Raw genomic sequence first — 19959 nt, 5'->3', positions numbered from 1 at the left:
GAGCCCCGCCCGGGGCGGTCGGCTCGTCGGCGCACCCTGCCCGAGCGCCCGGACGGTGATGATGACCAAGGTGGGATACCTTCCCGAGGAGACGAGCAGCTTCGTCGGGAGGCGGGCCGAACTGGCCCGGCTGGGAACCGCGTTGGCCACCCGGCGGATGACCACTCTGATCGGCCCCGGAGGCGTCGGGAAGACCAGGCTCGCCGTCCGGGCCGCCCGCGCCGCCGCCGACCGTTACGCGGACGGCGCGTGGTGGGCCGACCTCTCGCCGCTCTCCGACGACGGGCTGCTGCTCCCCACCGTCTGCGACGCCGTCGGACTCGCCGACCACGCCCTGCGGATGCCCGTCGAAGCGCTCTGCGAATGGCTCGGCGACAAGCACCTGCTGCTCGTCCTCGACTCCGCCGAGCACCTCCGGGGCTCCTGCTCCCATCTGCTGGCCGAGATCCTGACCACCTCGACGGGCCTGACCGTCCTGGTCACCAGCAGGCAGCCGCTCGGCACCCGGGGCGAGTACGTCGTCGAGGTGCCGCCGCTCCCGGTCGACGGCGCGCCCGACGCCCTCCAGCTCTTCACCGACCGGCTGCGCGCGGCCGACCCCGGGGCCGGCCTCGACGCCCCCGGCGACGAGGCGGCCGCCACCGAGATCTGCCGCCGCCTCGAAGGCATCCCCCTCGCCATCGAACTGGCCGCGGCGGGCATCGGCCGGCACAGCGTGGCCCAGCTCGCCACCCGGATCGGCACCCGCTTCGACGCCCGGAGCGCCGGCTTCGGCGTGCCCGGCCGGAGCGGCGGCCTCGCCCTCGCCCCCCACGCCGGGGCACCCGGTATCGAAGCCCCCGGTATCGGCGCACCCGGTGGAGACGGCGCACCGGGTTCCGGCGAAACGCCCGGGCCGGACGGGTTCGACGCGTTCGACGGGATCGAGGGCCCCGACGGCGATCCGGGCACGGCCCGCCTCGACCTCCTCGCCGACGCGACGGTGTGGCCCCGCCGCCACCGCACCCTGCGTACCGCCATCGGCTGGTCCCACGAGCTGTGCACCCCGCTGGAGCGCCTCCTGTGGGCCCGCCTCACCCCGCTGCGGACCGACTTCGACGCGGCGGTCGCCCGCGAGGTCTGCGCGGGCGGCCCGCTCACCCCGGACGAGGTGGACCGGGCGCTCCAGGGCCTCGTCGCCCAGAGCGTCGTCCAGCGCGACGGCGACCGCTACCGGATGCTCGACACCCTCCGCGAGTACGGCCGGATGTGGCTCACCGAGCTGGGCGAGGCCCGCGCCGCCGCCGACCGGCACGCGAGAAGCTTCCTCGGCCTCGCCCGCCGCGCCCACGACGGATGGACCGGCCCGGACCAGGTGTCCTGGTACCACAAGGTGTCCGACACCCACCTCGACCTCTGCGCCGCCCTGGAGCACCTGCTCGCCCACGACGTCGCCGACGCCCAGGAGATGGCGGGCCGCGTCGGCTTCTTCTGGGCCTGCTGCGGCCACCTCTCCGCGGCCCGGAGCTACGCCCGGCGCGCCCTGGACGCGGGCCCCGTCGACGGGCCCCACCGGACCAGGCTGCAATGGGTCCTCGGCGTCTCGGCGCTGCTCCAGGGCGACTTCGCGACCGCGGAGAAGTACGGCGCGCTCTGCACGACCCGCGCCCTGTACGACCGGGACGACGAGGGCATGCTCGGCGCGGCCTATCTCTCCGGCCTCACCCAGCTGATGACCGGGGAGCCCGCCGCGGCCCTGGAGGCGGCCGGGCGGGTCCTGCGGATGACCGAGAGCGTCCCGGCGGACTCGGCCCACCGGATGCGCTGCCACCTCATCACCGTCTTCGCGCTCACCGCGCTGGGCCGGCTCACCGAGTCCGAGGCGGCGGCCACCGCGCTGCGCCGGGCCTGCGAACGCGGCGGCGAACACTGGACCCGCGCCTACGCGGACTACCAGCTCGCCCTGATCGCCCTGCTCCAGGGCCGCCCGGCGGCCTCCGCCGCGCACGCCCGGTCGATGCTCGCGGGCAAGCACCGGCTCCGCGACAGCTTCGGCATCGCGCTCGGCCTGGACATCCTGGCCGCCGCCATCGCCGCCCAGGGCGCGGGCGCCCAGGCCGCCCGCGTCTACGGCACCGGACACGCGTACTGGCGCATGGTCGGCCATCCCCAGCGCGGCACACCCGAGCTGGGGCCGGTCCGCGAGAGGTGCGAGCTCCAGGCGCGGGAGGCCGTGGGCGACGAGGCCTACCGGCGCGCCTTCGAGCGCGGCCAGTCGGACAACGCGGAGGTCGGCCTCGCCGCCGCGCTCCGTACCGAGCTGCAGCTCTGACCCGGGCGCGAGGGGGACCCGCGCGCCGGTGGAGTGCCCGGACTACCCACACCCGGGCCCATGTGAGTAAGGTTAGGCATACCTAAGTAACCGCTTGGGCTCCGCTGACCCCTGCTGGAGAACCCGGATGCGTCTTTCCCGCCCCCGCGCCACGCGGCCGACCCGCGCCGAGCGCGTCCGGTCGATCCTGGCGGTCGCCCACTCCATGACCGTGGTCAGCGACGGACTGCACACCGAAGTCCGCCGCTTCGACGGCACGGGCGCGATGGGCCACATCCACCTGCACGCCCCGAACGACGGCGGCCACAGTCCGGGGGCCGAACGCGTCCCGGCCCGCCTCGAGTTCACGGACATCGCACCCACCCCCGTACGCGACCGGCTGCGCGCCCGCGTCACGGTCACCGGGCTGCTCGCCGCCCCGTACCGCGCCGACACCGGGCAGAGCACCTGCATGGAGTTCGGGCAGGCCGTCCTGGAGGACGCCGAGGGGCGCACGTTCGTCTCCCTGGAGGAGCTGGAGGAGGTGGAGAGCGATCCGATCGCCGCGTGCGAGGCGGGCATGCTCACCCATCTGGTGGACGACCACGCCGAACTCGTCCCGCTGCTCCTGCGTCTCGTCCACCCCCGCCCGGAGCGCGGCATGACGCGAGCCGTTCCGCTGGCGATGGACCGCTTCGGGGTGACCCTCCGGCTCGAATACCCCGGCGCCCACGAGGACGTGCGGCTGTCGTTCCCCCGCCCGGTCACCGAGATCGACCAGGCGGGCCCGCAGATCCACGCCCTGCTGGCCGCCGCCCGCCGGGTCTCCCACCGCAACGGTCTGCCGGCCTGACCCCGCTTCCCGCCGGGGGGCTCAGCGCGGCAGGCGCTGCGCGGGCACGGCGGACACGTCCGGGAGGAACGTGGAGAGCCGGGCCAGCAGTTGCCCGAACGGGCCGTCCGGCGGCTCCTGGGACAGCACCCGCAGCACGATGCCCGCCATCTCCTGGTCGTGGGCGGCACTGACCGCCGCGAGCGCGGCGAAGTCGTGCACCAGCTGCGTCTCCAGCTCGGCGCGCGGGATGCGCCGCCCGTCCAGCCAGATCAGCGCCGTCGACTCGGCGAGCGAGACCCAGGAGCGGACCACCAGCTCCAGCCGGGCCGGCGGTTCGGCCACCCCGAGGTGCGTGATGATCTGTTCGTACGCGGCCTGCCGCACCCCGTCGATCATGGCGTTCGCCGTCGAGGAACCGACCGCGGGCCCGCCCCGCATCAGCGCCGAGAAGCCGGGGCCGTGCTCGTCGACGAAATCGAAGAACCGCCCCATCACCCGCAGCAGCCGCGCACCCAAGGGCCCTTCGAGCGGCTCCAGGAAGCGGGCCGCCAGCTCGTCCGCGGCCCGCCGCAGCGCCGCCTCGTACAGGCTCTGCTTCCCGGGGAAGTAGTGGTACACCAGCGGACGGGAGATGCCCGCGGCGGCAGCGATCTCGTCGATCGACACCTCATCGGGCGAGCGGCGGCTGAACAAGTCCAGTGCGACGCCGATCAGTTGCTGTCTGCGCTCGTCGACGCCCATCCTGCGTCGCACCCCGGTCGTCATACGGACAGCCTATCCGGGGCCGCGGCGCTGCCCGCGCGTGCGGCCCACACCCCGCCCTACAGGTCCAGAACGAGACGCCCGCCGCGGCAGCGCGAGACGCAGATCAGCATCGAGTCGGCCCGCTCGTCGTCGGTCAGCAGATCGTCCCGGTGATCGATCTCGCCCTCCAGGACCCGCTGTTGACAGGTCCCGCAGAACCCCTGCTCGCAGGAGTACGCGACCTGGGGCGCCGCCGCGCGGACAGCGGCGAGCACCGACTGCCCGGCCGCGACCGGCACGGTGCGCCCGGTGCGCCGCAACTCCACCTCGAACGCCCCGGAACCGGGCCCCGCCGCTTCCCCCGTCGCGGCCGAGAACCGCTCCAGATGCAGGGGGTGCCCCGCCGGGAGCGCGGCGGCGACCGCGTCCATCAGCGGCCCGGGGCCGCAGCAGTAGACCGCCGTGCCCGGGGCGAGACCGGTCAGCGCCGCCGCGACGTCCGGGTGGCCCGCCTCGTCCTGGGCGACGACCGTGACCCGGCCCGCGTCCGCGCCGAGCCACTCGATCTCGTCCAGGAACGGCAGCGACCCCCGTGACCTGCCCCCGTACAGCAGCCGCCAGTCGGCCCCCGACGCGGCCAGCACCCGCAGCATCGGCAGGACCGGGGTGATCCCGATGCCGCCCACGACGAAGACGTAACTCCCCGCCTCGGTCAGCGGGAAGCGGTTGCGCGGCCCGCGCACCTCGATCTCCCGGCCCACCCGGAGCTGTTCGTGCACCTCCCGCGAACCGCCCCTGCCGTCCTCCACCAGCCGGGCCGCCACCGTGTACGCACCGGTGTCCTCCGGGTCACCGCACAGCGAGTACGGCCGCACCAGACCGGACGGCAGCACCAGCTCCAGATGGGCCCCCGGCTCCCACCGCGGCAGGCCGGCCCCCTCCAGCCGGAGCTGGACGACCCCGTCGGCGACCACGGTCCGCCCGGTGATCAGCAGTCGGCGGGCCGAGGTCGTACGGCGCTTCGCGTGGCCCGATATCGGCTCGGGCAGCGCGGGCAGCGGCCACAGCGGGGACCGGGCGATCCGGCGTCTCAGGGCGCGCCGGGCGAGCAGGGCGGCACCGGAGACGAGCACGACGGTACGCGGACGGAGCAGCGCCATGGTTCAGGCCCCTTCCGTCGCGGCGGTCTCCGCGGCGAGCGCGGCGGGGGAGCGGGCGAGGTAGCCCACGGCCTGGGCCGTACTGCCCGATCCCGACGGGTGGTACGACCGGCTGAGATAGCCCGGCACGGACCGCAGGATCGCACCGGTGCCGGGCAGCGTGCCCTGCTTCCCCCTCGCGTGGAACGCCTTGAGGGAGGCCTTGCCGCCCAGCAGTGTGGGGTCGTTCTCCATGAAGAAGCGGATGCCGCGCTGCCAGAGGAACACCAGCGCGGAGAACGCCGCAGCCCAGGTGCGCACCCGCCGCCGGTAGCCGCCGTCCACGTGCGTGAAGACGTCGAAGGCGACCGACCGGTGCTCGACCTCCTCCGCCCCGTGCCAGCGCAGCAGATCGAGCATCGTCGGATCCGCGCCCCGGCGGTCCAGGGCGTCGGCGTTGAGGATCCAGTCGCCGAGGAACGCGGTGTAGTGCTCGATCGCCGCGATCATCGCCACCCGCTCCATCAGCCACCACTTCGAGGCCCGCCCCGGCGGCAGCGTCCGGTCCCCGAGCAGCTTCTCGAAGAACCAGTCGACCTGCGCGGTGTACGGGGTCGGGTCGAGGCCCAACTCCCGCAGGCGCGGCAGCACATCGTCGTGTGCCTGCGCGTGCACGGCCTCCTGCCCGATGAACCCGATGACGTCCTCGCGCAGTCGGTCGTCGTGTATGTACGGGAGTATCTGCCGGTAGACGTGGATGAACCACCGCTCCCCGGCCGGGAGCAGCAGGTGGAGCACGTTGATGGTGTGCGTGGTGAACGGGTCGCCCGGCACCCAGTGCAGGGGAGTCTCCTCCCAGGCGAAGGAGACCTTGCGGGCCTTGAGCGGCGTCCGCTCCGACGCGACCGCCGCTGGCTGCGTGTTAGACATGGTGTCAATGTACTGACGGGTATGCGGGGGGACCAGAGGCGTGCGGGGATTGGTGGCGCCCAACGGTGACGGCTGTCAGCCGCGCCGTTCGTCGGTGCCCGAGGCGGTCGGGCCCCAACCCTCCTCGTCATGCGTGGTACGTCCGCGCGCCGGGCCGGGCGAGGAGGGGAACCTCGGGGCGTCGCCGCGTAGGCCCCGGTGTTCCAGCAGGGCGCGCAGCGTGGGCTGGATCGCTCTCTGGTCGCTGAACTCCATGTCCAGTGCGGCGGGCAGGGTCTCCGCCCAGAACTTATACAGCGGCTGGATCCAGTCGATATCGCGCCGGCCGCCGAATGCCCGGTGCTCCTCCAGGACCCCCAGCTGGTCCGGGGCGACGCGCTCCACCAATTCGAGGAAGAGCGGGTGTGGTTCGGAGCCGAGCCGCCCGAGGCCGAGTGGGCGGGCCGACATGAGCATGCGGCAGTAGTCCTCGACGGTCCGTTCGTCGTCCAGCACGGTCCAGCGTTCGTAGGAGCGCAGCAGCTCCGACCAGCTGGAGATACCGCCGGGGAAGTCCCGGAGCCGCAGCCGTAGGCCCGGGACGCCCGCCCCCTTCTCCGGGAACAGCCGCAGCCGCACCCGGGAGGGTGAGGCGGTGTCGCCGTCCAGGATGTCGACCTGGCCGTTCCACATGCAGCACAGCAGCCGGTGCAGGATCGTGCGCTGGTCCTCCTCGCTGCTCACCATCCAGTCGTCCTCGAAACCGAGGCGCTGGCGCCAGCGCAGCACGTCGTGGGCCTGTTCGTCGTCCTGGGCCCTGGCCCACTGGCGCAGCACCTTGCGGGCCTCGGGCACCTCGGTGAGGCTCATCTCGCTGCGGACGAGGACCACGGTGATCGAGTCGCTCTCCACGCCCCAAAACTGCACGGACACCATGGGGTCGGACGGCAGCCGTAGCGCCCTGTGGAGGTACTCCCGTGCTTCCTCCGCCGCCGGGACCCGCGGGTGGGTGACCAGGACCTGGAGCCGTCCGGTGCCCTCCGGGGTGAAACCGACCGGCAACAGACCGGCCAGCTTGCGGTCGAACAGTTCGAGCGCCTGCACGCTCACCCGCGCGGCAGCGTCCGGTTCGCCCGCCGCCGCGGCCAGCATCAAGCCCACGGACGGCAGCAGCGGAGAGCTCTCGGCGACTCCGCCGTTCTCGGTGAGTACCCGCATGATCCGCCCCGCCAGGAGGGCCCGGACATCGGTGACGGCGCCCTCGGGGTTGCGGTGACTCTGCGCGAGGGCGCTCCGCCAGCCGCCATCGCCGCACGCCCTGAGCAGCAACGCCGCCTCGTCGTCGCCCTCACGCAACTCCTCCCGCCGGATCAGCCGGGCCACGACGTCCTCGTAGAAGTGGTTGAGGCTGTGCTGCGGCGGCAGGAGGTAGGAGATGCCGGTGCGCTCCGCGTACAGCTCCATGCTCTTCTGCTGGGAGGACTTGCGCTCATGGCCGGCGTGTTTGCGCAAGGCGAGCACCAAGCGCCGGATCTCGGTTCCCGCCGCGTCCGCCTGCGGCTGCCACGTCTCGTGCAGCTTCCTCCACGCCTCGTGCCAGGCGGTCTCGCTGCGCCAGCGGTACCAGGCGTCCTGGGCCCGGAGGGCGGCCTGGACGTCGTCGCCGCCCCACCGGGCCGGGGAGATGCCCGCGATGCGGTCCTTGATCCGGGGGACCCAGGGGGGCTGGTCGGTGACGTCCGGGGGAGGCTGGGGAGGGCGGGCGCGGTCGGCAAGCATTCCCAGGAAGCCGGAGTGCGGGATGCGCATACCGCTGCCGGGGTCGCCTCTGACCAGGTTCTCGGCGAGGAACGGGCCGACGCTCCGGAGGAGCTTCTCGATCGCCGGGCGCGGGCTGAACCGGGCGGCCATCGCGGCGGCCTGCCGGTCGGCGATGGACTGGAGCTCGGACAGCAGGCGCTGCATGTCCCCGAGCCGGTTGTTGAGCGCCTCCTCGATCGCCTTGCCGCCGCGCGGCAGCGGCTGCGGGTCCTCGACGGGCAACTGCTTGCGCTCCCACAGCTCTTCGAGCCCGGAATCGACGAAGAGCTGCCGGATCAGCAGCGTGGCTTCGCTCTCCGCCAGGTTGCGCGGGCGCTCCGCCAGTTCGGTGACCGCGACCCGCAGCAGCCGTCCGGCCACCAGGTCGGCCAGCTGGTCCATCGGCGCGGTCATCGAGGCGGCCAGGCTGGTGGAGACCCCTTGCCGGCCGATGCCGGTGGGGGAGAGGGCGCTGCGGTGCACGCCCCGGTTGATGAAGCTCGCGGCGAAGGTCTGGAAGTCGTCGTCGCCGGCCATGGGCCGGCCCTGGGAGCGGCTGTCGCCCAGTTCGGTGCCGATCAGCGACATCACCAGCGACACGATGGAGCGGCGCAGGTCGTCCTGGCGGATGCCCGCGGTCGGGCTGAAGAGGAACGCGGTCGGCAGGATCCCGGTGCGCAGCCGGACCGGGGTGGTGCCCGGGTAGCGGATGCCGAGGCCGGTCTCCTGGTCGAGTTCGCCGATCTCCGCGCCGGCGGTCGGCGCGTTCTGGCCGTCGACCAGCCGGAACAGGTCGACGAGCGAGCGGGCGGCGTTCAGCTCCGCCTCGCGCCCGCCACCCGCTTCGGGAGGGAAGGCGGACGGCATGACGACCAGGGGGTAGATCTTCACGCCGTTGAAGTCGCGCATCTTGAACGCCTGGTTGATCAGGTGGAGATAGTCCAGGAAGATCCCGGCGCCGGTGCCGCCGGCGACGGAGAACGCGACGAAGACATCGCAGCCGGTGACCCGGCCGCCGCCCAGTTCGCTCAGCTCGCCCGCGGACTTGGCGATGGCGTCGATGGCCTGGAGGAGGGGTTCCAGGACCGGCTGGAGGGAGTGCCGCAGCGTGGCGAAGAGCGCGGCGCGGCCCACCGTGGGGAGCTGGCCCGCGCCGTTGTGCAGCGGCGTGACGACCGGCTCGCCCTCGCGCGGGGGCAGCCAGCCCGCGACCTCCTCGCGCAGGCTCGCCCGGAGCATCTGCGTCACCTCCGGCGAACTGTCGAAGTTCGGCAGGAGGTTGTGGGTGGCCCGCGAGGTGCGGGCGTACGCCGCGCGCAGCGAGAAGTCCACGTTGAACTGGGGCAGCCGGAGCAGGTCGGACTCGCTGAAGTCCGCGTACACGAACTGCAGGCAGTCGGGCAGCTGGTAGGGGGCGAGGCCGCCGATGTGCTGGAGGGCGGTGCCGTCGGGCCCGCACAGGTCCACGCGCAGTTTGCGTTCCAGTTCGGCGCCGACGAGGCCGCCGGTCCCGCCCAGCCCGACGAAGAGCATCGGCGTACGCAGGAGCCTGCTGGAGGACGAAGGGTGTGTCGCGCGATGCTCGTCCCCGGGACGGGGAGGCACGGGACGGGGAGCCACCGGGCGGGGCGGGGCGGCGACGGGTGAGGCGGCGTGGGATGAGACAGCGTCGATCTGGCTGGTCAGCGCTGCCGCCGCCGCCCGATGGTCGCCGTCCAGCCCCGCGAGGACGGTGGCGGCGACCCGGGCGAACGGCAGACTCTCCTCCGGGAGGCGCCAGGTGCCGCGCGCGTCGGCCGACGGGACCAGGGCCCGGAAGTTGAGACTGCCTCCCAGACGCTGGGCGACTCTTCCCGACACCTGGCTCACCACGTCCAGCGTGCGGAGGGACTCCTGCCGGGTCAGCGTGTTCAGCAGGACCTCGCGAACTCCGGGCGAGAAGTCATACAGCGTCAGGTCCGGGTCCTCGCCCGGGGCCGGGGCCGGGGCCGTGCCATCGGCTCGGCGCAGCAGTCCGGACAGGAAGACCTCGGCGAGATGCGACGGTCTGGAGCCCGGCATCATGACCCGCTGGACCAGCCGCATGACCGGCATGACCAGCGGAGCGGCCGCGAAGTAGCCGGCCAGCTCGAAGGCGCTCTGAGAGGCTTCGCCGCGGAATCGCTCGATGAGCGCCGCCGCGGACAGCTCGCCGGAGGCGGTGTCGTACGCCTCGGACAGGGCACCGGTGTCCGCCTCCGGGCCGTCGGTGGGCAGGGCGAGCAGAGGCGTCCAGCCCGCCGCGCGTCCCGACACCACCTGAGCCCACGGTGCGATCCACTCGGCATCCAGTTCCAGCACCGGCACCCAGCCGCCGCTCCGGGGCGCCGGCGGCGTACCCCGTACCCTGCTCCCGCCGCGGAACAGCGGAGTGCTCCGCCCATGGGGCGCCGGCCGGGCGAGCACCGGCATCGGCGCCAGGCCGGTGCGGTGCCACAGGGAGCGCGGCAACACCTGGAGCACCGCGACCGGCCGGTCGCGGGACCACTGCCGCAGGGCCGCTCTCATCCCGTCACGGCGCCACAAAGGGCCCACGCCGTCGGTCAGGAGCAGCAGGAGGTGCCGGCCGGTCGGATCGGTCAGCTGCTCCCACGGCATGACCCGCTTGGGCCGCACGCCTGTCGCGCGACGGAACGTGGAGAGGCGTGGCTCGGTCTCACCGCTCTCCAACGACCAGGCGCGGACCGTGCGGAACGCACCCTGCCCTTCGAGCAGGGTGCGTAACTCCGCCGCCAGCTGATGCCAGATCACCATGGACGGGCCGGTGTCCACGACCAGGTCGACCGAGAGCCATCGCTCGGTGCGGGGGAGCCAGGCGGGCACCAGCAGGGACGCCTCACCCGTGGCCGTGGCCGTGGCGGTGGCCGCCTCGTCGAGGACCCTGGCCCCGGAGGTCTCCACCCGTCTCTTCAACGGCCGTAGCGCGCGGGCGATGGCGAGGGAGTCGCTGAGCGCGGGTTCGCGGGGCGCCCGGACCACGGCTCCTGGCCCACCGGATACGAGGGGGCCGTTCTCGGTGGACGACCGGCCTGTTGTGCCCGTGGAAACCGGGTGCAGAGGCACATCGGGCGCGGAGCTGGAGAGCCCTTCGCCCCCCTCGGTCTGCCCTTGGTCCCCACCGGCCGGCGCGGGCCGGTGGGGCAGCACCCGGTCCGTTGACCGCGTGCCTTCGGAGACCCGCTCTCCGTCCGTGCCTCCCGACGAGGCGCCCGTATCCGTCTCGACGCCGTACCGGGCCGCACGTCCGGACCGGGATTCCCCGCTCTCCTCGCCCGGTGCGGCGCGGCTGATGGCCCGCGCCATCCACAGGACGTCCGCGACCTCCTCTGCCGACGGTGGCCCCGCTCCGGCCAGCAACTCGGCCATGCTCCGTGCCAGAGCGTCGTCCTGCGGGCTCATCCTTCGTTCAGCGGACGCATCAGGTGGTCCCTGACGAGGTCCCGCTCCTCCGGATCGTTCCAGATGCTCTGCGCCACCCGCACCGCGTTCAGCAACTGGTCGTTCGCGAGTTCCGCGCCGTCGTCGTCCTGCTTCCGCAGGAACTCCATGATGAGCTGGTCGCGCACGGCCTGGGACGGCCCCTCGGACATCGGCAGGTGCGCGGCCACGAGCCGTGCCAGCTTGGCGCGGTCCGGCTGGCGGATCTCCAGACGGATGCAGCGCCGCAGGAAGGCCGGCGGGAATTCCCGTTCCTCGTTGCTCGTCATGATCACCACAGGGAACTCGTGGCAGCGGACCTGACCCTGTCTCAGCTCGACGGAGCCGCCGTCGTCCCCCGTCATCACGCGGGCGGTCGGCCGGCTGAGACGGGTGAGTTCGGGAATGGTGAACTCGCCTTCCTCGAAGACATGGAGAAGGTCGTTGGGGAAGTCGACGTCACTCTTGTCGATCTCATCGATGAGCAGGACGCGGGGGGTGCGCCAGGGGAGCAGCGCCGTCCCCAGCGGCCCGAGACGCAGGTACCGGCCGATGTCGGGCGGCTCCACCGAGGCCGTCGCGGTCTGCCCGGGCCGGGACACCTCGACGAGCCGCTCCCGCAGACCGACGTCCTGGAGCCGGCCGATCGCGTCGTAGTGGTACTGGCCGTCCTGCACGGTGGTGCGGCTGGTGACCGGCCAGCGCAGTACGGGCCCGAGCCGCAGCTCCCGGGCGATGCTGTACGCCAAGGTCGACTTGCCGACCCCGGGTCGTCCGGTCACCAGCAGCGGCCGGCGCAGCATCATGGCCATGTTCACCAGGTGGATCTCCTCGCGGTCCGCCTGGTAGGTGACCGCCCGGAGCTGACGGCCGAGCCGGCGGTGCCCGTCCCGCTCCTCGACCATGGGAGGCGACTCGGGAATCTCCTCGGACGCGACCGACGCGGAGAACGAACGCCACGGCGGCGCGGGCGGCAGCCGGGCGATGCCGTCGTGCGGTTCGGGGGCGCACCGGTAGAGCCACCAGTCCGGGGCCGGTGCCTGCGACGCTTCGCCCTCACCCGGAGGCGTGGCCGGGCCGGGGCCGCCGCTGCCGATGTTCGCCGCACTCATACCGGTCCTCCGCTTTTTCTCGTTGCCTTCATGACTTCCGGGGACGCGCGTCCGGCGCGGCCAGGGCCCCCTCCCGGGGGACGCAGGCGGGGTCGTCCCACAGGAGGGTCAGGTGGTTGCGCATGTCCGCGCTGTCGTCCCTGGCCGCCGCGCGCCGCCAGAGTCTGAGGTGATCGGGAAGTTCGGAGAACTGGGGTGCGGTCATCTCCCCGAGGCGCCGGGCCAGTGCTTCCGGATCGCCGTCGTCCCGGCGCCACACGATGAGCGGGACTCCCTCGCACACGGCCTCCTGCAGGGCGAGCGAGCGTTTGGGGTTCTGGGGGTCGTAGGCGAAGGCGAGACCGAAAGAGGTGACCCCGGGGTGGGTGTCGAGCCAGGCGCGCACTTCCCCGTCGCGTCCTCGCAGCCGCAGCACCTGGCCGTCCAGTTTGCCCGCGCGTGCCGAGTCCAGGGACAGCCAGGCGATTCTGTCGCACCGCTGTGCCGAGGTGTCCGGATCGTGCAGGGCATGCCACCGCATGCTCCAGTCCCGGCGCCAGGACTGTCTCTCCATGCGGTCCAGGGAGCGGATGACCACCGGGTACTTGTGTCCCAGGAGGTAGGTGTGGCCGTCGGTCAGCCAACGTTCCACCGGATGGCCGAGCAGGGACCAGGGCAGCAGGAACTCCACCCGGACCTGGTCCGCGTCATCGAGGCGCGTGGTCAGGTCGGACCAGCCGGCGAGACAGGTTCGGCCGAACTGTCTGAGTTCACCGAGGCTGAAGGCCCGCCGGGCCTCCCTCTTGCGCGGTTGGCTCAGGCCGTCCTCCGACCAGTCGAACAGGGCGGCGTCGACAGTGAACCTCTGCTTGCCCGGTGCCGTCTCCCGGAGGCGGATCTGCAGGACGCGGCGCCCGCCCCGGGCCGTCGGCCGTCGGCCGCGGTCCGCGAGATCGGTCTTCGCTTCGGCAGGAAGCCCCAGTTCCTCCACCGCCAGGCTCACATGGCTGCGCAGCATGGTCTGCTCCGTCCCGGGCAGATCAGCGGCGAGCTCCGCCAGGAAGCGCAGGACCAGGGGCGCGTGGGCGGACGGATCCGTGCCGGCCGCGGTGAACTCACGCGCGTCGCCGAGCCGTACGACCATCTCGGACACGGATTCACTGCCCCGCAGCCCGGAAGGCTCTCCGGGGAGCAACGCCCTGCGCAGCGCTTCGCCCGCCGTCGGCAGTGGCACGGCCTCCCGCAGGGAATCGAGTTGGGCGAGAACCGCCCGCAGTCTCGGCCCGGGGAGCCTGCCGGCGGGCGCCAGTTCGCCGACGACCCGGTCCAGGCGCGTCACCGCGGCCTCGTCCCCCCGCAGGAGGCGCAGGGTGTCGGCGAGAGCCCGCAGAGCGGCGCCGCGATCCCGGTGACGGTCCATGGCGCCGATCAGCGCGGCCACGTGGCTGCGGGGGTCGGCGTGGTGCTCGACCACGAACGGAGCGGTGCCCCCGTCGAGCCGCTTGCCCATCAGGAGCACGACCTGCCGGAAGAAGTCGGGATTGTGGAAGTCGGGGAATCCCACCAGCGCGTGCAACAGCTCCTCGTAGGACCGGGCCGACCACGCGCCCGCGTCCGGCCGGCTCCCGCCGATCGCGGGTACGTCCTCCGGCTCGGCTCCCGGCTTCCCGCTCGGCTTGTTCTCGTACGCCACCGAACGGTGTTTGCCCCACAGGGTGATCCAGGACCACCGCGCGTTACGGGTGGTGCCGGAACGGCCGGGTCCTTCGGACGCACTCACTCCGGGTCCCGGATCATCGCGCCCAACGCGGCGGTGGCCGCATCGTCGGGACGCAGGACGCCGATGGCGTCGCGGAAGGCGGCCAGCGCGGCGGCGCGCAGCCGGTGGGTCTGGCAGCGCTCCACGATCTCCAGCAAGTGATCACGCGGATGCGCCCGGAAGGCGGGGGAGAAGCCCGCCTCCGGCTCCAGGGCGCCCCGCACCAGACCGATCACCCGTCGCCGGAAGTCGGGGTCGTCCATATCGGAGACCTGTTCGGCCACTCGAACGATGTCGATGGTGTCGGGAAAGGCGCTCGGAGGACTCTCGGGGGCGGCTTCCACGGGCCCCGGCGTGCTGCCCGGGCCGATGGTCACGGAACCCGCCGTCGCCGGGGCGGCGGGGGCGGGCGCCGGCTCGGCCGCCGCCCCGGTGGGGGGACCGACGGCGGAAGGGGCTTCCGCGCCCGTCAGGAGGAGCCGCCTGAGTGTGGAATACGCGCGGGGCGACCGCACGATGCCCGAGTGGTCACCGGGGAGGACGGCGGTGTCGGGGAAGGTGCCGAGCGCGGACGCGGGCGGCACCACGTTGTCGGTCTCGCCGGCGTAGACCGAGAACGGGATCGGACAGCTCCGGTCCGTCACCTCCCGTACGTTGACGATGTCGCGCAGGACGATGCGCTGAGTGTCGGCGATCTGCTGGTCCAGCGGCCTCAGCCGGCGCTCCTGCGGGTTGCGCGACAGCAGTCCCCGGCGCAGCGACAGCGCCAGCTGCGAGCCGTTGTTCGGGCAGGCGAAGAGCACGACCCGCCGGATGCGGGCCAGGTCCCTGCCGCGCCCCTCGGCGAGCATCCGGGCCAGGAAGCGCTGGGCCACCAGCCCGCCCTGGCTGTGACAGACCAGCAGCAGGCGGTCGAAGTGCTCGGCCTCGGTGTCCAGGAACTCCTTCAAGCTGTCGGCCACGGTGTCGAATCCTGGAATCCGCCGCACGGGGGCGATCTGCCACAGCCGGGTGTCGTAGGAGAAGGGCAGGGCGGTGACGCCCTTCACCCCGTCGTCCTGGTCGATCGACGCGATGAGCGGACTCCACATCTCCGCCGATGAGCGGAAGCCGTGGACGAACACCACGCCCAGCCGTTCCTGCCTGCCCGCCGATCCCATCGCAGCCCCCATGACGTCCATCCGAAGGGTCAACCTACCTAAGAACACTGCCCTTTGGATCTCTCACGGAGAAGCCGAACGGCATCGCCTTCCGGCCCGGCGCCGTCTGCAACATCATGGAAGGATGACGAAACAACCCGGTCAGGCACGCTCCTTCGACGCCGTCGCCGCCGCCTACGACGCCCACCGTCCTTCCTACCCGCCCGCGCTGTTCGACGCCGTCGAGGAGCTGGCCGGAATGCCCCTCGCCGGGGCTCGGGTCGCGGACGTCTGAGCGGGGACGGGGCTCGGCACGGCTGTACGAGCGCGGGGCCCGGGTCACGGCGGTGGAGCCGGGCGACGGGATGGCCGAACAGTTCCGCCGGGGGGTGCCAAACGTGCCGCTGGTCCGGGGCGACGGGAACGACCTGCCGCTGCGGACCGGCTCCATCCCTGATCTTGCGTGGGTATCCCCGGCTTCAGTCGGGGAGGGAAACGCATCCTTGGCCCGGAGGCGCGGGGTGCCGGAGTTCTCTGCGCCTCTGGGGTGACGGTCAGACGGGCCGCTTCTGTCCTTCGATGTACTGGCGGATCACGGTCAGCGGTGCGCCGCCGCAGGACCCGGCGAAGTAGGAGCGGGACCAGAACACCGAGCCCATGCCGATCCGGTTGATCCGGCCGGTGTACTCCGCCCGCAGATACCTGGAGCTGACGCCCTTGAGCGAGTTGATCAGCTTCGACAGGGCGACCTTCGGCGGGTAGTGCACCAGCAGGTGGACATGGTCGGCTTCGCCGTTGAACTCGCGCAGCTCGGTCTCGAAGCTGCCGCATACCTCCCGCATGATCTCTTCACACCGCTTGAGCATGTGGTCATCGAACACATCACGCCGGTACTTCGTAACGAACACCAAGTGCGCGTGGAGGTTATAGGCTACGTGACGGCCGGTACGGATATCGGGGTTTGGTTCCCAGCGTGGTGACATATGCCAAGTCTAGGATGATCAAGCGAACTTGACCGAAGGGGGTGGGCTGGGTGATCCGTGCATACAAGTTCCTCATGCGGCCCACCGTGGGCCAGACGATCGCGCTCGGCGAGATGCTCCGTGATCAATGCTCGCTGTATAACGGGGCCTTGCAGGAACGCCGTGACGCTCACCGGCACGTTTCGAAGACGAGCGTCAAGTACGGGATGCAGTCCGCGCAGCTCAAGGAGATCCGGGCGTTCGACCCGGAGCGTCAAGGCCGCTGGTCCTTCTCCTCGCAGCAGGCGACGCTTCGTCGACTGGACAAGGCGTTCGCCGCGTTCTTCCGCCGGATCAAGGCCGGTGACACCCCGGGCTACCCGCGTTTTCGCGGGGTGAACTGGTTCGACACGGTTGACTTCCCCAAGGACGGCGACGGCTGCCGGTGGAACTCCACCCCGCACGACCCCGTCACCCGCGTCCGTTTCCAGGGCGTCGGGCACGTCAAGGTCAACCAGCACCGTGCGGTGGCCGGCAAGGTCAAGACCGTGTCGGTCAAGCGTGAGGGACGTAAGTGGTTCGTCGTGCTCACTGCCGAGCAGGAGCAGCCCGAGCCGCTGCCCGCGACGGGCAGTGTGGTCGGGATCGACCTGGGCATCGCCTCGTTCCTCACCACGTCGGGCGGCGAGCACATCCCAAACCCCCGCCACGCCCGCAAGGCCGCCAAGAGGCTCGAAGCGGCACAGCAGGCGCTCAGCCGGTTCCCCCGCCGCAAGGCCAAGGACCGCACCCGTCATCATCAGCGCGCCGTGGAGAAGGTCGCGGCCCTGCACGGCAAGGTCCGCCGCCAGCGCCTCGACCACGCGCACAAGACCGCCCTTGACCTCGTGCGCAACCACGACTTCATCGCGCACGAAGACCTCAAGATCCGCAGCATGAGCCGGGCCCCCAAGCCGAGGCCCGACCCCGGGACGCCGGGCGGCTTCCTGCCCAACGGGGCCTCGTCCAAGGCCGGGCTGAACCGCTCGATCGCCGACGCCGGTTGGGGGGTGTTCCTCGCGATCCTGAACGCAAAGGCTGAGAGTGCCGGGCGGGATGTGATTGCCGTGGACCCCCGCAACACCTCCCGGCGGTGTCCCGAATGCGGGCACACCGCCAAGGAGAACCGGCCCACCCAGGAGAAGTTCCACTGCGCCTCGTGCGGCCACTCAGCGCACGCGGACACGGTGGGCGCCCGGAACGTTCTACGGGCCGGGCTGGTCCGTCGCAACGCCGACCAGGCATAGCGAGAAGCCCCCTCGTTCACGAGGGGGAGGAGTCACGGACCTGATCACGTACGCCCAGGCGTGGCACTGGACCGACCCGGCACGCTCGATACCCGAGGCCCGCCGGGTGCTGCGCCCGGGCGGGGCGCTGGCGCTCTGGTGGAACGACGGCGACCCGTCCGTGGAGTGGCTCGTCGACCAGGAGGACCGGATGCGGGTCTTCTTCGGGGTGGAGGCCCCCGCCGCCCCGTCCCACCGGGCCCGCTTCCGGGCCGAACTGCCCGACGGGCTCGACTTCCGCACCCGGCAGGTGGCGTGGAGCCGGCGCGTACCGATCGACGCCCATATCGCCAACCTGGCCACCCACTCCGACTTCCTGATCGGCGATCCGGCGGCGGTCCGCGACTACTTCGACCGCGAACGGGCTCTGCTGGCCGCCGTGTTCCCGGACGGCGAGGTGGTGGAGGCGTACGTCGTGGGTCTTGCGGTCGCCCACCCCTGATTCCGCCTCCGGACGGGGGCCGAAGGGGGCCGGGTCAGCCGTGGTCCAGATACGCCAGGACCGCCAGCACCCGGCGGTTGTCGTCGTCCGACGGGGGCAGATCGAGCTTGCCGAAGATGTTCGACGTGTGCTTGGCCACCGCCCGCTCCGTGATCACCAGCTGCGAGGCGATGGCGGCGTTGGAGCGGCCCTGGGCCACCAGTCCCATCACCTCCCGCTCGCGCGGGGTGAGTCCGCCCATCGGCTCGTCCCGCGAACGACGCGACAGGAGCTGGGAGATGACCTGCGGGTCCATCGCCGTGCCGCCCGCCGCCACCCGCCGTACAGCGTCGATGAACTGGTCCGCGTCGAAGACCCGGTCCTTCAGCAGATAGCCGATGCCGCCATCGCCGTCCGCCAGCAACTCCCGCGCGTACAACTGCTCCACGTGCTGCGAGAGCACCAGCACCGGAAGCCCAGGACGCGCCCGGCGGGCGGCCAGGGCGCACTGGAGGCCCTCGTCCGTGTGGGACGGCGGGAGCCGGACGTCGACGACGGCGACGTCCGGCTCCAACTCGGCCAGCGCCCTGGTCAGTTCCGGCCCGGTCTCCACAGCCGCGGCGATCTCGAAGTCGTACGCCTCCAGCATGCGCACCAGGCCGTCGCGCAACAGGAAGAGATCTTCGGCTAGGACAACGCGCAAGGAATCTCCATGGTCACCATGGTGGGACCGCCCGCGGGGCTGCTGACGGCCAGTACGCCGTCGAATGTACCCAGTCGCCGTTCGATCCCGCTCAGACCCGAGCCCGATCCGACGACCGCACCGCCCCTGCCGTCATCCGTCACCGAGATCCGGAGCATCCCCTCCGCATAATGCAGGTCCACGAAGACCCGCGTCGCCTCCGCGTGCTTCACCGTGTTCGTCAGGGCCTCGCTGACCGCGAAGTACGCCGCCGACTCCACCGGGGCGTCCGCCCGCCCCGGCAGCTCCACCGTCACCTCGGAGGCGACCGGCAGCCGCAGGGCCAGCGCACGGACCGCGTCGCCGAGGCCCCGCTCCGCGAGGACCGGCGGGTGGATGCCCCGCACCAGGTCCCGCAGCTCGGTCAGCGCCTCCGCCGAGGACTCCCGGGCCATCGCCAGCATCTTCTTCGCCCGCGCCGGGTCCTTCTCGATCAGCGCCTCGACCGTGCCCAGGTTCATGCCCATCGCGACCAGCCGGGCCTGCGCCCCGTCGTGCAGGTCCCGCTCGATGCGGCGCAGCTCGGAGGCGGCGGTGTCCACCGCCTCGTGCCGGGTCTCGGTCAGCCGCTGGACGCGCTGCGCCAGCTCCTGGTCCTGGGTGGGAGCGAGCAGCGCCCGGGCGAGCACGAAGTGCAGCCGCAGCAGCGGCCTGCTCGCCCACAGCCCGATGTGGAAGAGCACGATCCCCAGCGCCAGGGCCGCGATCCCCGTCGCCTGGCTGTCCACCGGCACGAACCCGTACCAGTACGGATCGTCCCGGAACACCCGCCACAGCCCCGCTGCCAGCACCAGCCCTTCGACGGGGTAGATCATCAGGGCCGCCGCCAGGACCGCCACCACCGTGCCCGCCGTCATGTCGACCAGCAGCCACAGCAGGTCCCGCCATGTCGCCGGGTCCTTCAGCATCAGCGTGGTGCGCTCGACCTGGCCGGTGACCCCCGACCGCAGGTCCTTCGGCAGGGGCCGGTACGGGACCGGAATCCGTACGTCCGACCAGGTCACCGCCCACAGGCGCCGCTGGTTGGCGTGCCTGCGAACCGCCTCCAGCACGACGGGGGTGGTGAACACGCCGACGCCCAGCAGGATGAAGGCGATCGAGAGCACCGCGAGCACGAACAGAGTGATGGACGCCGCCAGACCGGCCACTGACAGGAACAGTCCGCGTCCCGCCGCCAGCGCCGCCGGCCGCAGCCGCCCCGAGAACACCTTCATCGCAGGTCTCGCCCCCCTCGCAGGAGCCGGGCTGGTCCCGGTCCGGGTGCCAGTCTCGCCCGGCCCCGCCCCGCCGCGTCAGCCGGTCCGCCACCCGGCGGGGGTGTACCTGGCACCACCCCCCGATCCGCCC

The 19959-nt window shown here is 72.3% G+C and carries 13 protein-coding genes and 2 pseudogenes; 5 read left to right on the top strand and 10 right to left on the bottom strand.

Annotated elements, in window-relative coordinates; translation table 11 throughout:
- Nucleotides 1-58 precede the first annotated feature (58 nt).
- Nucleotides 59-2311: an ATP-binding protein gene (locus PSQ21_RS08010; protein WP_274029724.1), complete on the top strand. Its 2253-nt coding sequence runs from the start codon at nucleotides 59-61 to the stop codon at nucleotides 2309-2311.
- A 127-nt stretch (nucleotides 2312-2438) separates the two neighbouring features.
- Complete coding sequence (locus tag PSQ21_RS08005) at nucleotides 2439-3143, top strand: DUF2470 domain-containing protein (protein ID WP_274029723.1); 705 nt, start codon at nucleotides 2439-2441, stop codon at nucleotides 3141-3143.
- 21 nt (nucleotides 3144-3164) lie between these two features.
- Here the strand turns inward: PSQ21_RS08005 and PSQ21_RS08000 are convergent, their stop codons facing one another.
- From PSQ21_RS08000 to PSQ21_RS07970, 7 genes are all read right to left on the bottom strand, one after another.
- The gene (locus PSQ21_RS08000; RefSeq protein ID WP_274029722.1) at nucleotides 3165-3890 is read right to left on the bottom strand and encodes a TetR/AcrR family transcriptional regulator; all 726 of its coding nucleotides are present in this window, start codon (nucleotides 3888-3890) and stop codon (nucleotides 3165-3167) included.
- 56 nt (nucleotides 3891-3946) lie between these two features.
- Nucleotides 3947-5029: a PDR/VanB family oxidoreductase gene (locus PSQ21_RS07995; RefSeq protein WP_274029721.1), complete on the bottom strand. Its 1083-nt coding sequence runs from the start codon at nucleotides 5027-5029 to the stop codon at nucleotides 3947-3949.
- A gap of 3 nt (nucleotides 5030-5032) precedes the next feature.
- Complete coding sequence (locus PSQ21_RS07990) at nucleotides 5033-5938, bottom strand: metal-dependent hydrolase (protein WP_274029720.1); 906 nt, start codon at nucleotides 5936-5938, stop codon at nucleotides 5033-5035.
- A 75-nt stretch (nucleotides 5939-6013) separates the two neighbouring features.
- Nucleotides 6014-11155 carry a tubulin-like doman-containing protein gene (locus tag PSQ21_RS07985; RefSeq protein WP_274029719.1) on the bottom strand — a complete coding sequence of 1714 codons (5142 nt, stop codon included), beginning with the start codon at nucleotides 11153-11155 and terminating at the stop codon, nucleotides 6014-6016.
- Nucleotides 11152-12285 carry an AAA family ATPase gene (locus tag PSQ21_RS07980; protein ID WP_274029718.1) on the bottom strand — a complete coding sequence of 378 codons (1134 nt, stop codon included), beginning with the start codon at nucleotides 12283-12285 and terminating at the stop codon, nucleotides 11152-11154. The genes PSQ21_RS07985 and PSQ21_RS07980 overlap by 4 nt, the downstream gene beginning before the upstream one ends.
- 28 nt (nucleotides 12286-12313) lie before the next feature.
- The gene (locus PSQ21_RS07975) at nucleotides 12314-14044 is read right to left on the bottom strand and encodes a VMAP-C domain-containing protein (RefSeq protein WP_274029717.1); all 1731 of its coding nucleotides are present in this window, start codon (nucleotides 14042-14044) and stop codon (nucleotides 12314-12316) included.
- Nucleotides 14041-15195, bottom strand: a complete 1155-nt coding sequence (locus PSQ21_RS07970; protein WP_274029716.1) for an esterase/lipase family protein — start codon at nucleotides 15193-15195, stop codon at nucleotides 14041-14043. The genes PSQ21_RS07975 and PSQ21_RS07970 overlap by 4 nt, the downstream gene beginning before the upstream one ends.
- A 112-nt stretch (nucleotides 15196-15307) precedes the next feature.
- Between PSQ21_RS07970 and PSQ21_RS07965 the strand changes: the two are divergent.
- Nucleotides 15308-15614 (top strand): annotated as a pseudogene (locus tag PSQ21_RS07965) (class I SAM-dependent methyltransferase); the annotation flags it as partial.
- 102 nt (nucleotides 15615-15716) lie between these two features.
- Here PSQ21_RS07965 and tnpA read toward each other — a convergent pair.
- Nucleotides 15717-16145 carry an IS200/IS605 family transposase gene (tnpA, locus tag PSQ21_RS07960; protein ID WP_274029715.1) on the bottom strand — a complete coding sequence of 143 codons (429 nt, stop codon included), beginning with the start codon at nucleotides 16143-16145 and terminating at the stop codon, nucleotides 15717-15719.
- Between the two features lie 50 nt (nucleotides 16146-16195).
- On the opposite strand from tnpA, the gene PSQ21_RS07955 reads away from it, so the two are divergent.
- A complete protein-coding gene (locus PSQ21_RS07955) occupies nucleotides 16196-17410 on the top strand; it encodes an RNA-guided endonuclease InsQ/TnpB family protein (protein ID WP_274029714.1) in 1215 nt (404 codons plus the stop codon).
- Nucleotides 17331-17891, top strand: a pseudogene (locus PSQ21_RS07950) (methyltransferase domain-containing protein); the annotation flags it as partial. The gene PSQ21_RS07955 and the pseudogene PSQ21_RS07950, both read left to right, overlap by 80 nt.
- Before the next feature lie 34 nt (nucleotides 17892-17925).
- Here the strand turns inward: PSQ21_RS07950 and PSQ21_RS07945 are convergent.
- Complete coding sequence (locus tag PSQ21_RS07945; protein WP_274029713.1) at nucleotides 17926-18573, bottom strand: LuxR C-terminal-related transcriptional regulator; 648 nt, start codon at nucleotides 18571-18573, stop codon at nucleotides 17926-17928.
- Nucleotides 18558-19826: a sensor histidine kinase gene (locus tag PSQ21_RS07940; protein ID WP_274029712.1), complete on the bottom strand. Its 1269-nt coding sequence runs from the start codon at nucleotides 19824-19826 to the stop codon at nucleotides 18558-18560. The genes PSQ21_RS07945 and PSQ21_RS07940 overlap by 16 nt, the downstream gene beginning before the upstream one ends.
- Nucleotides 19827-19959 lie beyond the last annotated feature (133 nt).

The organism is Streptomyces sp. MMBL 11-1, assembly GCF_028622875.1.
GTDB lineage: Bacteria > Actinomycetota > Actinomycetes > Streptomycetales > Streptomycetaceae > Streptomyces.
This window is presented reverse-complemented; position numbering and strand designations above follow the sequence as displayed.

What these genes read in the sequence shown, in the direction of transcription:
- PSQ21_RS07985 (WP_274029719.1), bottom strand. Translation starts at nt 11,155, where the DNA reads ATGAGCCCGCAGGACGACGCTCTGGCACGGAGCATGGCCGAGTTGCTG.
- PSQ21_RS08005 (WP_274029723.1), top strand. Translation starts at nt 2,439, where the DNA reads ATGCGTCTTTCCCGCCCCCGCGCCACGCGGCCGACCCGCGCCGAGCGC.
- PSQ21_RS07970 (WP_274029716.1), bottom strand. Translation starts at nt 15,195, where the DNA reads ATGGGGGCTGCGATGGGATCGGCGGGCAGGCAGGAACGGCTGGGCGTG.
- tnpA (WP_274029715.1), bottom strand. Translation starts at nt 16,145, where the DNA reads ATGTCACCACGCTGGGAACCAAACCCCGATATCCGTACCGGCCGTCAC.
- PSQ21_RS08000 (WP_274029722.1), bottom strand. Translation starts at nt 3,890, where the DNA reads ATGACGACCGGGGTGCGACGCAGGATGGGCGTCGACGAGCGCAGACAG.
- PSQ21_RS07940 (WP_274029712.1), bottom strand. Translation starts at nt 19,826, where the DNA reads ATGAAGGTGTTCTCGGGGCGGCTGCGGCCGGCGGCGCTGGCGGCGGGA.
- PSQ21_RS07995 (WP_274029721.1), bottom strand. Translation starts at nt 5,029, where the DNA reads ATGGCGCTGCTCCGTCCGCGTACCGTCGTGCTCGTCTCCGGTGCCGCC.
- PSQ21_RS07980 (WP_274029718.1), bottom strand. Translation starts at nt 12,285, where the DNA reads ATGAGTGCGGCGAACATCGGCAGCGGCGGCCCCGGCCCGGCCACGCCT.
- PSQ21_RS07990 (WP_274029720.1), bottom strand. Translation starts at nt 5,938, where the DNA reads ATGTCTAACACGCAGCCAGCGGCGGTCGCGTCGGAGCGGACGCCGCTC.
- PSQ21_RS08010 (WP_274029724.1), top strand. Translation starts at nt 59, where the DNA reads ATGATGACCAAGGTGGGATACCTTCCCGAGGAGACGAGCAGCTTCGTC.